This is a genomic window from Caballeronia sp. ATUFL_F1_KS4A (assembly GCF_023630905.1).
In the GTDB taxonomy this organism is placed as follows: Bacteria; Pseudomonadota; Gammaproteobacteria; order Burkholderiales; family Burkholderiaceae; genus Caballeronia; species Caballeronia zhejiangensis.
In genome coordinates this window covers 20,635-34,785 of the sequence record NZ_JALQEB010000025.1, presented here as the reverse complement: position 1 = coordinate 34,785, position 14,151 = coordinate 20,635, and the positions used below count along the sequence as shown (strand labels likewise).

11 protein-coding genes are annotated in these 14,151 nt (G+C 60.7%); 9 read left to right on the top strand and 2 right to left on the bottom strand.

Features of this window, described 5'->3' with window-relative positions:
* Window positions 1–148: 148 nt before the first annotated feature.
* Both NCS03_RS14755 and NCS03_RS14750 read right to left on the bottom strand, forming a co-directional pair.
* Complete coding sequence (locus NCS03_RS14755; protein ID WP_008354020.1) at window positions 149–1,513, bottom strand: hemolysin family protein; 1,365 nt, start codon at window positions 1,511–1,513, stop codon at window positions 149–151.
* Window positions 1,514–1,573: 60 nt separating this feature from the next.
* Window positions 1,574–2,695: a sensor histidine kinase gene (locus NCS03_RS14750; protein ID WP_350029358.1), complete on the bottom strand. Its 1,122-nt coding sequence runs from the start codon at window positions 2,693–2,695 to the stop codon at window positions 1,574–1,576.
* 690 nt (window positions 2,696–3,385) lie between these two features.
* On the opposite strand from NCS03_RS14750, the gene NCS03_RS14745 reads away from it, so the two are divergent.
* The 9 genes from NCS03_RS14745 (at window position 3,386) to NCS03_RS14705 (ending at window position 14,147) form a co-directional block, all read left to right on the top strand.
* Window positions 3,386–4,669 carry a flippase gene (locus tag NCS03_RS14745; RefSeq protein ID WP_250529323.1) on the top strand — a complete coding sequence of 428 codons (1,284 nt, stop codon included), beginning with the start codon at window positions 3,386–3,388 and terminating at the stop codon, window positions 4,667–4,669.
* Between the two features lie 296 nt (window positions 4,670–4,965).
* A complete protein-coding gene (locus tag NCS03_RS14740; protein WP_160297408.1) occupies window positions 4,966–5,127 on the top strand; it encodes a hypothetical protein in 162 nt (53 codons plus the stop codon).
* Window positions 5,128–5,541: 414 nt separating this feature from the next.
* Window positions 5,542–6,696 (top strand): glycosyltransferase, encoded by a 1,155-nt coding sequence (locus NCS03_RS14735; RefSeq protein WP_008354025.1) that lies wholly within the window; start codon window positions 5,542–5,544, stop codon window positions 6,694–6,696.
* A 10-nt stretch (window positions 6,697–6,706) separates the two neighbouring features.
* Entirely contained in the window at window positions 6,707–7,786 is a 1,080-nt protein-coding gene (locus NCS03_RS14730; protein WP_250440374.1) for a glycosyltransferase family 4 protein, read from the top strand.
* 66 nt (window positions 7,787–7,852) lie between these two features.
* Window positions 7,853–8,956, top strand: coding sequence for a glycosyl hydrolase (locus NCS03_RS14725; RefSeq protein ID WP_008354027.1), 1,104 nt, complete (start codon window positions 7,853–7,855; stop codon window positions 8,954–8,956).
* Window positions 8,957–9,462: 506 nt separating this feature from the next.
* Window positions 9,463–11,814, top strand: coding sequence for a polysaccharide biosynthesis tyrosine autokinase (locus NCS03_RS14720; protein ID WP_008354028.1), 2,352 nt, complete (start codon window positions 9,463–9,465; stop codon window positions 11,812–11,814).
* Window positions 11,815–11,952: 138 nt separating this feature from the next.
* Window positions 11,953–12,198 (top strand): hypothetical protein, encoded by a 246-nt coding sequence (locus NCS03_RS14715; RefSeq protein WP_144403777.1) that lies wholly within the window; start codon window positions 11,953–11,955, stop codon window positions 12,196–12,198.
* Between the two features lie 84 nt (window positions 12,199–12,282).
* Window positions 12,283–13,698 carry a hypothetical protein gene (locus NCS03_RS14710; RefSeq protein ID WP_008354030.1) on the top strand — a complete coding sequence of 472 codons (1,416 nt, stop codon included), beginning with the start codon at window positions 12,283–12,285 and terminating at the stop codon, window positions 13,696–13,698.
* A 107-nt stretch (window positions 13,699–13,805) separates the two neighbouring features.
* Window positions 13,806–14,147 carry an FKBP-type peptidyl-prolyl cis-trans isomerase gene (locus NCS03_RS14705; protein WP_008354031.1) on the top strand — a complete coding sequence of 114 codons (342 nt, stop codon included), beginning with the start codon at window positions 13,806–13,808 and terminating at the stop codon, window positions 14,145–14,147.
* The last annotated feature ends 4 nt before the right edge of the window (window positions 14,148–14,151 follow it).

Sequence of the window (14,151 nt, the reverse complement as noted above, 5' to 3'; positions counted from 1 at the left end):
AACTCAACCCTTGACGCTCAATACAGTTGCTTTCTTTGCAGCAGCAAAGAAAGTGACTGCCGCCCCGCACAGGGGCAGTGCTAATAGACCGACACGAAAACGGGATCCGGCGAAATCACTAGCGAAAGCGAAGAAAAACCCAAAAAGGTCATTCCGCTTCCTCAAGCGCCTCCTCCCGCGGATACACCCGAACCAGCACAATCCTCGGCCCCTTCATCTTCTTCACGACGATATCGAACCGATCGAACTCCACCCGCTGCCCTTCACTGGGCAAATCGCCCAAAGCATTGATTACGAGCCCGCCAACCGACTCCGCGCGTCCTTCATCGATATCAATCCCCAACGCGCGCTCGAGCGAAACAACCGGCAAGCTGCCCTTGCCCATTAACGTGCCGTCATCCATGCGCGACCAATCGGCATCGCCCTGACGAAACTCGTCGTGAATCTGCCCCACGAGCGCGCCAAGCAGGTTATCGAGCGTGATGAAACCGATTGGCTTCGCGCCCTTGCGCCCAACGATCGCCAGATGCGGCGCGCCCTTGCGAAAGCGCCGAAACAATTCAAGCGCCGACAGATTCGGCGCCACGTACTGCACCGGCCGCACATGACGCGAAAGCTTGTCGATCTTCCCGACCGCATCCTTCGAAAAGTTGAAGTGGATGCCACGCGCGCCGCCATCGCCTGAAAGCAGAAGGTCCTTCAGATGGATCATGCCGATCACGCGCTCGCCCGACGCATCGGCGAAAAGCGGATAGCGCGAGAAACGATGCCGCGCGATCACGGCGAGGTTGTCGCGCATCGGCAGATCATTGCGCAAGCCGACCAGCTCGTGCGCCGGACGCATCAGATCCGACACCGTCATGCGGCTAAAATCGAGCGAATGCGCGATCGTATTCCACTCGTCCTCGTTATACGAGGAGCCGCCGCCATGACGGCGCCCGCGCAGGATCAGCTTGAGCTCGTCCGTGGAGTAATGCGCGTCGTGACCATGTTCGGCCGAAATGCCGAAAAGACGCAGCACGAAGTTCGCGCTCGTATTCAGCACCCAGATGAACGGATACATCAGCCAGTAAAAGCCATATAGCGGCGTGGCGAGCCACAGGCCGACCTGTTCCGCGCGACGGATGGCCCACGACTTCGGCGCCAGTTCGCCAACGACGATATGCAGGAACGAAATGACGGAGAACGCGAAGAAGAGCGAGATCGAGTCGATCAGCTTCTCCGACTCGACGCCGAGCAGTGCAAAGAGCGGATGAAGCAGCGCCGCGAACGCGGGCTCACCGATCCAGCCGAGTCCGAGCGATGCCAGCGTGATGCCGAGCTGACATGCGGAAAGATAAGCGTCGAGCTGCCCGTGCACCTTTGCGAGCAGTCGGCCAGGCAAGCCATTGGTGCGTGCCAACGCCTTGACGCGCGTGGCCCGCAGCTTGACGAGCCCGAACTCCGCCGCGACGAAGAAACCATTCAACGCGACGAGCAACAATGCGCCGATCAGCGCGACAACCTGAGCCAAAGCAACTCTCTTCGAAAGTGGAAAGCGTCAGTATATGGGTGACAGCTGATCGAAAGTCAATTACATGCCCGCGACCGGCACGCGCACCGATAACGTCACTTCGGCGTTGTCGGCGATATCGCTGTGCTCGAACGCGCCGCCATGCGCCTCCGACACGCGCTTGCACAATGCGAGGCCCCATGCGATGCGTCCGCCTTCGCGCGGCTCGAGCGCCTGACGCCGCGCGAACGCTTCGAGCACGTGCGGCGAGGCCGTATCGCTGAGCGCCTGTGCCGATGCCGTGAATTGCACGTCCGTGCGCCACATGCTGCCCTCGACGTTGCTCGACACACGCACCGTCGCGCCCGCGGGACTCGCTTCGGCGGCGAACGCGAGCATGAGCCAGAGCGTCTGCAACAGACGTTCGCCATCGCCTTCGACTTGTTCTTCCGCGAGCGGCGAATCGATGTCGATCGTCACGTCACGCGCGCGCGCGACGCCGGCACGCGCGAGCGCCGCGCTCTTTTCCAGAAGTGGTCGCAACGCGACCGGCGCGAGCGCGACCTGTAGCGCCTTGGTCTCGGCGCGCGTCGTATCGACCGATTGCTCGATGAGCTTCACCTGTTGCTCGACGCCCGAGCGAATGCCCGCGAGCGCGCGCTGCGCGGCGGCATCGTTGGCGTCGACCTTGCGCTCCAGCACATAACCCCAGCTATGAATTGCGTTGAGCGGGCCGCGCAAATCGTGCGATACGACCGACAGCACATGATCGCGCATGAAAAGCGCAGCCTCGGCTCGCAGATGCGCGATGCGATCCTTTGCGCTGGGCTCGCCGTCCGGCGCGTTCGCCGGCGATACGATCAGCGTCACGCAATCCGGGCCCGGCAGCGCGATGATCGAGAAGGCGCGCCGCGCGTCGTCTTCGCCGAAGCTCACATGCGCGCGACGCGTGCCGTTGCCTGCGAGCGCGGCATCGGCAGCCTCGGCGAGCACCGCAGTGAGCGGCCGCGGCAACGGCGTCTCGGCGAGTGCGCGGCCGTTCAGCGCGGCGGGATCAAGATCGAAGAGATGAGCGAGAACGGAGTCGGCGGAGAGGCATCGCTGGGCGGCGTCGAGCACCAGCACGCCGTCGTTTCCTGCGACGGCCGCATCGAAGGACTTGTCGCCTTCGGGTTCGACCGTACTGGAAAAAGACGTTGTCACGGTTGTGGATCCTTGGTGTATCGGTGTTGCGGTTGATGTCGCGGAAGCTGGATGCGTAGTAGCAGTGCGCGTATTGGCCTGACGAACGAGGACGCGCGAGAAACCTTGCAAGTCATTATATGTGAGCGCCTACCACGCCTGCGGCAGCGGTGCGCAACGCGCTCCGCTGCGCCGCTCGCAGCAATTCGCGTGCACGACCGATTCGGCATCATGCGCATGCATTTTCATTCGACGCTCGCACAAGATGCTATCGGCGAACTATTGCGACACGTCATGTGTCGGAAGGGAAGGCCTCGCGGTTGACGCGCCTTTCGCCTACCAGCACTTCGCGGAAATTTCAATCGAACGATCGCATCCGATCATCGTGTTACGTGTGCAAACCCACTGACAAATACGGGTTTTCCTTGTTAAATAGCTTCTGTCGCACAGACAGCGCACTCTCCGGAAGTGTACGACGGTCCGGAACCGGCGCATTTCGTTCAACTTCAGCGCGCTTGATGCCAGGCCAAGGCACAAGTGCGCAGACCTCTTTGGCCCGCGCCGCATTGACGGCAATACGTACGAGCGAAACTAATCGCTTCATGCGTTGTCACGCAATGGCCCGCCCGTAACGGGCGAGCATGCAGGGTTCGTAGCCCTGCGTCATAGTCATAAGATCAAGCTGCGCTAAAGCCGGGGAAAAACCGTTCAATGGCTTCATTTCGAAAGAACTTCACGATATTGATGACGCTGCAGGTATCCACATACCTCGCACCGTTGCTGACGCTGCCATGGCTCGCGCGCGTCCTCGGCCCCAGCGAATACGGACGCCTTTCGTTCGGCCTCGCCTTCACCGCATACTTCATCTCAATCACCAATTACAGCTTTTCGCTGACCGCGACGCCGAAGATCTCGATCAATCGTCAGAGCCGCGAAATGCGCTCGAAGCTGTTCTGGGAAACCATCGTCACGCAGGCCGCGCTTGCATTGGCTGGCTTCTTCGTTGTCATCGCGCTGACGTCGGTCGTACCTTATCTGCAAGAGAACCGCGAGTTGCTTCTCATCGGCTATGGTCAGGCAGTCGGTGCAATGTTAATTCCGACGTGGTACTTTCAGGGCATCGAAGATCTCGGCATGTTGAGCCTGTTCGTATTCATCGGACGTGCCCTCAGCATTCCTGCGATGTATCTCTTCGTGCGCGAGCATGACGACGTCCATAAGGCGATGGCCGTCAATGCTCTGGTGCCGCTGCTGTCGGGCATCGCGATTTGCACGTACCTTTATCTGCGGCGCGAGCTCGACTTCGTGCGCGTGTCGCTCCGTACCATCGTCGTTCGTCTGAAGGACGGATGGAGCGTATTCATGGCGACGTCGATCGTCGACATCTATGCATCGAGCAACATCGTGCTCCTGACATTTATTTCGGGTAATGTTGCAGCAGGTTATTTCGCCGCGGCCGACAAGCTGATCCGTGCCGCGTTGAACATGCTTCAGCCGCTCAAGACCGCGGCCTATCCGCGCGTGAGCTTTCTCATGCATCACGCAAAGGATGATGCGTTTGCATTCCTGCGCAAGATGTTCGTCGTGCAAGGCCTGATCGTGTCGCTGATCTCGGTGTGCATCTTCTTCGGCGCGCCGCTTGCAGTAAAACTCTTGTATGGGCCGAAGTTCTTGCCTACCGTAGAGGTGTTGCGCTGGATGGCATTCGTGCCGTTGATGGTCGGCCTGACGGATCTGTTCGGTGTTCAGACGATGCTGCCGCTCGGCATGAAGGCACAGTTCAGCCGCGTGCTGATGGCCTCCGCGGTACTGAATTTCAGCTTGCTTGCCGTGCTGGCGAAGCTCTTCGGCGAGCAAGGCGCGGCGGCTACGGTGCTGATCGTCGAGACGCTGGTTGCTGCGGCCATGGCCTTCACGCTGCATCTGCAAGGCGTGCCGTTGCTCAAGCGTCGGCGCCCGATCGCGGGAGGAAGTGCCGGGTCTGAAACGACGTGAACCCTATGGGGAAATACGTCGTAGCTAATAAGCTTTCCCAGGCTGCATATTCGCTTTTCCATAAATGTGAAACTGGCGTGTTAAAAACAGTAACAAGTGATTCTAATTGGTAACGCATTTATCGAATCACACGCTTTAACAAAGCTTTGTTTTGCACCCGAAGAGCGCAGCGGATGATTTCGACTTGCGCTCTACTCCAAAGTTGCATTTAAGTATGTGAGTCAACGAACCGACCTATGCAGGTCGAGTCGTTATCTTAATGGTATGAGCAGCATTTAATTAAGAGAGCCTGCAGAATGGAAACAGAAGAAATGTCGGTCGAGCATGTACAAAGGCTGGCCGATCAGGCCGAGAGCCTGCGCATGCAGTCGGTCGCGGTACCGCTCAAGGATCTGCAGATCCTTCTGCAGATTTGCGAGACGGCGATAGCTCAGCAGAATGCTGCGGCCGCCAAATAAGCTTTATTTTCCGTATTTGTCAGCAAGATTTCGCTGACTTCACGATGTTTCCAAAAAAGACCGACATCGGGGCGCCCATCCGACCAAAGCTGATTGGTCCGGGAGCTTGCGGCAGGTAAATCCAGGCTTGTCATCAGGCTTGACGGGGCTCTTGGCATCCCCGTGCGCAAGGAACGAGTAATGCTATGCCGGATCTCGTGTGTGCTTTTCGGACGCGTATTCAAATCGTGCGATTAGTACTCGCCACGCATATCCCGGCTTTTTGACGCGTTCCTCGAAGTGGCCATAAACCGCCGCTTCGGATGCGTTCGCCCTGCGTGAACGTGTCACGTCATTTTCCATAACGACTAGACCATTCCTTCTCATTGCGTATCGCCGCGGGCGCTCGGCGCAACGCCATTCGAAGAGTTGAATATGAAAGAGATCGTCCATATCACCGAAGCCTTCGGCGGCGGTGTACTGTCCATGCTGACGCAGCTTTCCAATCGCGCGGCGGCCGCTGGCGTCGGCGTAACGATCCTTCATTCGATCCGGCAAGAAACACCCAATAATTTCGCCAAGCTCTTTCATCCGGCAGTAAAGCTAACCTACGTCAGCATGTTCCGCGAAGTGAGCGTGAAGAATGACCTGACGAGTCTCTGGAGCCTCGTCCGCAAGTTGAAGGAGTGCGATCCATCGGTGATCCATCTGCATTCGTCGAAGGCGGGCGTTCTCGGACGCGCGGCCGCGCGCATCGCCGCGCCGCGCGCACGCGTGTTCTATTCGCCGCACGGTCTCGCGTTCCTGCGCCGCGACGTGTCGCCCGCGAAGCAGTTTGCTTATCTGAGCTTCGAGCGCATCGCCGCGAAGCTCGGCGGCACCATCGTCGCGTGTTCGAAAAGCGAGCTCTCGGAGATCGAAACGAAGATGCATGCGCGACGTGCCCGCATGATCGAAAACGGCGTGAACGTTCCGGAGATTCCGCCGCGCGTCGACACGAACGCGGGCGGCATCGTCATCGGCATGAGCGGCCGTGCGATGTTTCAAAAGAACCATGAAGCGTTCGTGAAGCTCGCGAGCGAGTTGTCCAACCCTTCGGTGCGCTTCCTGTGGATCGGCGGCAACGAAACCGAATTGCCCGCCGGCACGCCCAAGGATGCCGTCGCGTGCAGCGGCTGGGTCACGCGCGATCGGGCGCTCGAACTCACGGCTGGGCTCGATATCTATGTGCAGACGTCGCGGTGGGAAGGCATGCCTATCGCACTCATCGAGGCGCAGGTCGCGGGCATTCCCGCCGTCGTCACCGATGTGGTCGGCAATCGCGATGTCGTGCAGCACGGCGTGACCGGCTTCGTTGCATCGAACATGGAGGATATGGCGAAGTACATCGCGATGTTGCGCGATGACCCGTCGTTGCGCGCACGCATGGGGGCCGCAGCGAGAGCATCCGCAAGCAAGCGCTTCTCGATGGACGCGATCTTCCGTCAATGGCTTTCGATGTACGAGTTCGGCTCCGACAAGCCCACGCGCGAGCCGCTCGGCGCGAACGAGGTTGCATCGTATGAAACCAGCTCCGATTCACAGTTCTGACGCCCTGCACATGGATACGACAATCGCCACGAACAAGCTCGTCTATAACGGCCGCTTCACGAGCCAGAAGACCACCGGCGTGCAACGCGTCGCGCGCGAACTCGTCGCCGCGCTAGGAAAGTTGCCGCAAGGCTCGCATGTGACGCTCGCGGTGCCGCCGCAGGACGGACTCGATCCCGTGCAAGGCGTTCAGACCGTCAAGCTCGGCTTCGGCAAGGGCGTCTTCTGGGAGCAGATCGTCCTGCCGCTCTTCGCGGGGCGCTCGCGTATCGTGAATCTTTCGAACTCGGGTTCCATCTTCCGCCCGAACCAGATCATCTACATGCACGATGCCGCGGTGTTCGATACGCCCGCGCATTTTTCGTGGAAGTTTCGCACCTGGTATCACGTGATGTTCTGGATTCTCGCGCGCACGTCGAGCTGCGTGCTGACGAATTCGAAGTTCTCGCGCGACCGGCTCGCGCATCATGTCGGCGTGCCGGCGGAGCGTATCGGCGTGGTGCCGCTCGCGGCCGATCACCTCGATCACATCACGCCCGATCTTTCGGTGATCGACGAGCTCAAGCTCACGAAGCGGCGTTACGTGCTCGCCGTGAGCAGCATGAATCCGACGAAGAACTTCAAGCGCCTCGTCGAGGCGTTCATGCGTCTGAGCGATCCGTCGATCGATCTCGTGATCGTCGGCATGAAGAACGCCGCGATCTTCGGCAAGGCGCACGATCTGTCGAGCGCGCCGAACATCAAGCAGGCGGGCTATGTCAGCGACGAAAAACTGCGGGCGCTCTACCAGAATGCGGCGTGCTTCCTCTATCCTTCAATCTACGAAGGCTTTGGCATTCCGCCGCTCGAAGCCATGCGCAACGGTTGCCCGACACTCGTCGGACGCGCGGCCGCATTGCCGGAAACGTGCGGCGATGCATCGATCTATTGCGACCCGTACTCGGTCGAAGACATTTCGAACAAGTTGCGCGAGCTGCTGGATTCGCCTGAACTGAGCGAAGACCTGAGACGTCGCGGCCTCGCGCATGCCGAGCGCTTCCGGTGGACGGAAAGCGCCCGCTTGCTGATGCAGTTCATCGACAAGCCATGATGGCAACGACGTCACATCATTCCCACGCGCCCGCCGAAGCACGGCGCGCGCTTACATGAGGGCCGAATGTCGATGCGAACTCTGGTGGCTGCCGTCTCGCTCTTCGGTGCGCTGTGCTGCGCATCCGTTCTGATCTATGCGCGCAGCGGCACGTCCGACGCCTATTCCAGCAAGCACTCGGCAACGCACAAGGCGGACGCCGCGAGCAGCGCGACGCCCAGGATCGCGTGCGGAAACGGATCGACGGGTGTGTTCTACGGCATCGCGGGACATCTGGAACATCACGGCGCCTACGGCACGAGCGATTACGACTTGCAGATTTCACAGCTCCGCGATCTCGGCGTCACGATGTATGCGCAGGATGTATCGAGTGAACGAAGCGCGCATATGGTGGCGGATTTCGCGCGCGCGGCGGCGAAGCAATGCATCGGCGTACTCGCGCTCGTCACGCCCTTCGAGCCGGAAAAGCGCGCGAACGAGCAGGAAACTTTCGAGCGCGGCTATGCGCTCGGCAAGACGGCGGGAAGCGTGCTGAAGGGACTCGTAACGTACTACCAGGTCGGCAACGAATACGACAACTGGTCGATACTCGGCTCGGATCGCAGCGGCGAGCATCCGCAGGACTACGACAACGCGATGTTCATGAAAGCGCGCGGCTCGATCCTCGGTCTGATCAAAGGCATACGTGAGACGAATCCCGACGCGAAGATCCTGCTGACATCGTTCAGCTGGCTGCATTACGGCTTCACGGACATGCTGTATGCGGGCACGCAGCCCGACGGCTCGCGCGGCCATCCGATTCCGCAGTGGGATATCACTGCATGGCATTGGTATTCCAACATGGGTTCGATCACGGCGGCGGGCGACAAGAAGGTCAACGTGCTCGAACGCCTGCGCGACAGTTATGGCAAGCCGATCTGGATCACCGAGTACGGCGTGCGGCCCACGCACGCGGACCCGGGGGGCTATCTCATCGGCAAGGACGCATTGAAGGGATTCGTGTCGCTCGCGAAGACCTACAACATCCAGAACGTGACGTTGTACGAGCTATACGACGATCAGCGCTTTGGCGGCGATGGCAACTACGGCGTGATCCACGATGACGGTAAAACGCGCAAATCGCGCTTCAATACGGTGCGCGACTTCATCAAGGCCAATCCGATGCCATGAAACCGCAATCTATTCGTGTTACGAATGAAGTATGGGCGGAACTTGCGATTATCGCGTGAAAATGGGCTTGCGCAACCGGCGACCCCACGCTTATAACGCCCGCAACGTTCGCTACATAACAGACGCATGCAGTTTGTGTCCGGAAGATAGACTCAGCACCGTTTTTTCCGGACTCAACGTATCGTTTTACAGCAAGCGATTCGTAGGGCTTCGCGAGTTTCATCCGCCGAATCCCGAGACGCGGTTCCGAGGCACGGAGTGTGCTTCCAAGGAATATCGCACTCCGACGAGCCAACGCGCTTCGTCACGCGAACTCGAAGCATCGCGCGCTTCGCCCGCTTTTAAGAGCCTTTCGCGTCTTTAGTCTGTCTGGAAGTTCCGACGGCCCTGCGCCGGATCAAATAACACGTAAGACGTACCGCGGACATGTCGCGCGGGCTTTCTGTTTTTTCTCGGCCCGGGAAACAACGCTCAACTTATCGACTTATCGAACTGAGGACGCGCCATTGAACACCCTCTATGTCAACTCCGGATCCTCGCGCCCTGGCAAGGACGACGGCGAATTCACCGCGGGCGACATGCTCAGGCTCCTGCGCGATCACCTTGGCATGCTGTTCCTGTTCATCGGGATCACGGCCGCGCTCGCGACCGCCTATGCGTTTCTTGCCACGCCCATCTATTCGTCGGATGTCGTGGTGCGGGTCGATCCACCTGATCCGAACGCGCTCGGCATCGCGCCGCAAAACCAGGCGCAGATGCAGCAGGCTCAACCCACGGCCACGCAGCTCGCGCCCGCGGAAATCTCCGTGATGCAGAGCCGCTCCGTGCTCGAACCGGTCGTGAAACAGTTCCACTTCGACATCAAGGTCAAGCCGGACACGTTCCCGGTGCTCGGTCAGATCGCTTCGTTGTTCGCGAAGAAGGGACATCTCTCCCCGGCATGGTTCGGCATGGATTCGTACGGATGGGGCGGCGAGTCGCTGCAGATCGGCCGCCTCGATGTGCCGCCTTCGCTCGAAGACCAGAAGCTCGACTTCGTTCTGCTCGACAACAACCAGTACGAACTCCGCGACCCCGACGGCGCGGTGCTCGTGCGTGGCACGATCGGTCGTCCGGCATCGGCGAACGGCGTGTCCATTCTCGTCAATAGCGCGCTCGGTCATCCGGGCGTGCACTTCGACGTGACGCGCCTCAACACGCTCGACGCGATCGCGATGATGAAGAAGACGATGAAGGTCGCCGAGTCCGCGAAAGACACGGGCGTCGTGCAGATCACGTTCAACGCGGATGATCCCGCGCTGACCGCCGATGTCGCGAATGCGCTCGGCCAGGCGTATCTGACGGCAGCCGTGCACGCGCGTCAGGCCAACGACACGAAGACGCTCGAATTCATTCGCGGAGAATTGCCGCGCCTCGAAAGCGATCTGCGTCGCGCGGAAAGCAACTTGAGCGCGTTCCGTTCGAAGTCGCAATCGGTGACGCCGCTCAACGAAGCGCAGGCCTATCTGCAAGGCAGCATCACGTCGATGCAGCAACTCGCGACGCTCAAGCTGCAACGCACGCAACTCTTGCAGCGTTTCCAGCCCACCAGCCCGCAAGTCGTCAATCTCGATCAGCAGATCGCGGAGCTCGAAGCATCGAACAAGCAGATTCAGCAGCGCTTCGACAGCATGCCCTCGTCCGAGCGCCAGAACGCGACGCTCACGCGCGATGCGCGCGTGGCCGAAACCATCTACATGGGGATGGTGAACAAGGCGCAAGAGCTGTCCGTGCGCCGCGCAAGCACGAGCGGCGGCGCGCATATCGTCGATAACGCGCTGCGTCCGTATCGTCCGGTGAAACCGAACAAGGCGCTCGTGATCGCCGCGGGCACGGGTCTCGGCTTTTTCATCGGCACGTTCTTCATCTTCCTGCGCCGCCACGCGATGATCGGTGTGACCGATCCGATGTTCGTCGAGCGCCGTCTTTCGGTGCCGGTACTGGGCGAAGTGCTGTATAGCCGTCAGCAGGCGATGCTCGATCACGAGATTGCGGTATCGCCCGTGGAGCACGCGCCGCTCACCTACTCCGGCGCGCAGGACGGCGGCGCGCCGAAGGCGTTGCCGCATATTCATCTGCCAGAGCACGACGCGTTCGCGATGCCGCACGTCGCCGACACGGACCGCGACGCCCGCGTGCTGGCGACGCGCTTCCCGCACGATCCGGCCGTCGAGGCGCTGCGTGCGGTGCGTACCGAGCTGTATCGCGATCTCGCCAATGCGCCGAACAATATCGTGATGCTGACGGGCCCGATTCCGTCCGCGGGCAAGAGCTTCGTCGCGGCGAATCTTTCGGTGCTGCTCGCGGAAATCGGCCTGCGCGTGCTGCTGATCGACGGCGACATGCGGCGCGGCCACATCGCATCGTTCTTCAAGCAGTCGAATCCGGGCGGTCTCTCGGAAGTGCTGAAGGGCGAACTCGCGCTCGGCGATGCGATCCGTTATGTCGGCGTGCCGGGACTGTCGTTCATGTCGTGCGGCGGCTATCCGGAGAATCCTTCCGAACTTTTGATGATGCCGGGCTTCCGCAACATGCTCGCGCGCATGAGCGATCAGTTCGACCTCGTGATCGTCGATACGCCGCCGTTCCTCGTCGTTACCGACGCGGCGATCGTGGCGAGCGATGCGGGTTCGACCGTGCTCGTGCTGCGCTCCGGCATCCAGAGCGAGGAAGAGATCGAGGAAACCGTGAAGAAGGTGCAGCGTTCGGGCGGCAGGCTCGTCGGCTCGGTCTTCAACGCGATTCCGCGACGCCCGAGCAATCGCCGCAGTTATGGTTACGCGGCGGCATATACGAGCACGTTCAAGTCGATGACCTAACCGCGGCGCATAATCGAGCGCAGCGGATGAAGCATCGCGCCGCGTGCCTGTCACGCGGCGCTTCACGTTGTAACGGTGGAATCTGCACGGACTTTCGATGTAAGCACGTCGTCAACCGGGTCGATGAGAGAGACGCATATGAGCGGACATTTTTCATTCGGGCATCGGCTCGTGCACTGCCCGCGTTGCCGCAGGCAAGTGGGCGCGACGTTGAGCGTGTGTCCGCATTGCGATTTTCATCGCGTGCGAAAGGCGCGACCCGAGCGGCAGTTGCCGCCGCCCGTGCAAGAACCGGTCGTCATCCGGCGCGCGCCGCTCGTGTCGCTGCGTTCCGCGCTCGTGATCCTGCTCGCGCTCCTGGCGACGTTCCGGCCCAGAGTGTGAGCGTGCCGACGATTCATCCGGCAGGCGTTTTGCTCCCGATAACGAACGACAGCCCGTCATGAAGCGGGCGCATCCTACCCTTCGATGATGAAAGATAAAGCGTCGCTGACCGACCTCTACTACCGAATCTGGGCCTTCGCGATGCCGGTGACGTCGTTTCTCGTCATGCCATCGATTCAGGGCACGACGATCGGCTATCTGATGTGCTTCCTGTCCGTGCCGCTCGTGCTGCTGTTCGGCGGGCGCGCGCGCAAGAACTGGATGCACTTCGTGATCGCGGCGATCGCGGTCTGGCTGCTGATGGTCTGCACCTCCCAGCTCGCGGACGTCATGGCGCCCTTCGATCCCGACTTCAGCAAGATCTCGCTCGTCGACGACACCGATCCCCTCACGTTCATCATGCGCAAGAGCATGTTCACGCAGTCGCTTTACGTGGCGGCGGTCGTGCTCTATGCGGCGTATGTGTACCACTATTACAAGCCGACCTGGGACCAGTGGATTCTCGCGGCCGTCACGCTGCTCGCGATTTACGGCATTTACGAAGTGGCGTACTTCATCGCGACGGGACAGCCGGGCGACTTCATCTCGAACCGCGCATTCGGCGATCAGTTCGGCAAGGGCATCGTGCGTTCGGACGGCACGGTGAACGGAAGTTCTTTCCAGCAGATCGACATCAAAGGCTTTCCGATCCAGCGCTTGAAAGCGCTGACAGGCGAGCCGTCGATGTACGCCATGTCCATCTTCCCGTTCTGGGTCTACTTCAACGCGACGTCGCGCGTGCGCTGGCCGGTGTGGGTGATCGGACTGTCGCTTCTGATGACCACTTCGTCGACGGTGCTGATCGGCTATGCGGTGTATTCGCTGATCCGCGTGCGCAAGCTCGGCATCAACCCGGTGAAGGCGCTGATCGGACTTTTCGTGCTGTGCGTGATCGGGTATCTGCTGCAGGATTACATCGCCGAGCTCTTCAAGCAGATGGTGACCGACAAGCTCGAAGCGAAGACCGAGTCGGGCTCCGACCGCAGTCTGCTGTTCCTTCACTCGATGCAACTGTGGCTCGATCTCGCGCCGCTCAATAAGCTCTTCGGCATCGGCTTCGGCTATGTGCGCTCGACCGATCTCTTCTCGACGCTGCTCGTCAATACCGGCATCATCGGCACGGTCTTCATCAGCGCGTTGATGCTGTACCCCGCGTTCAAGCTCGACTGGGATCCGCGCGGCATGGCGTTGCGCCAGTGCTGCGCCGCGACCTGGACGATGATGATGGTGTCCGTGCCCGAGTTCGCCTATCTCGCGCCGTGGACGCTCGTCGCGATGGCCTATGTCCGCGTGCGCGCGTTGAAGATCGCAAGGCAGCAGATCGGCGATCAGGCCGCCGCCGCCGCGATGCATGATTCGCAAGACGGCGCGTCGATCGGCACCGCGATCGGCCGGCACGTAAGGCCGGAAATCGGCACACGCATCGGTTCGCGCTTCGGGCCGCACAGCCGTCATCTGTAATCGACGCGGCGCTTCCGGGCGCCGCCCGCTTCCCTGCGACGTTCTACAATGTCGGTTTCGACCACCGGTTCATCCATCGCCGATGACCGGGCAACCAGGGAGCAACCATGTCGACTGTCACGACCGATTCCGGTCTCAAATACGAAGACGTCACCGTTGGCGAAGGCACTGAAGCCGTCGCCGGCAAGACCGTCAGCGTGCACTACACGGGCTGGCTCACGGACGGCCAGAAGTTCGATTCGAGCAAGGACCGCAACGACCCCTTCGCCTTCGTGCTGGGCGGCGGCATGGTCATCAAGGGCTGGGACGAAGGCGTGCAGGGCATGAAAGTGGGCGGCGTGCGCCGTCTCACGATTCCGCCGCAACTCGGCTACGGCGCGCGCGGCGCGGGCGGCGTGATTCCGCCCAACGCCACGCTCGTGTTCGAAGTGGAACTGCTCGACGTCTGAGCGT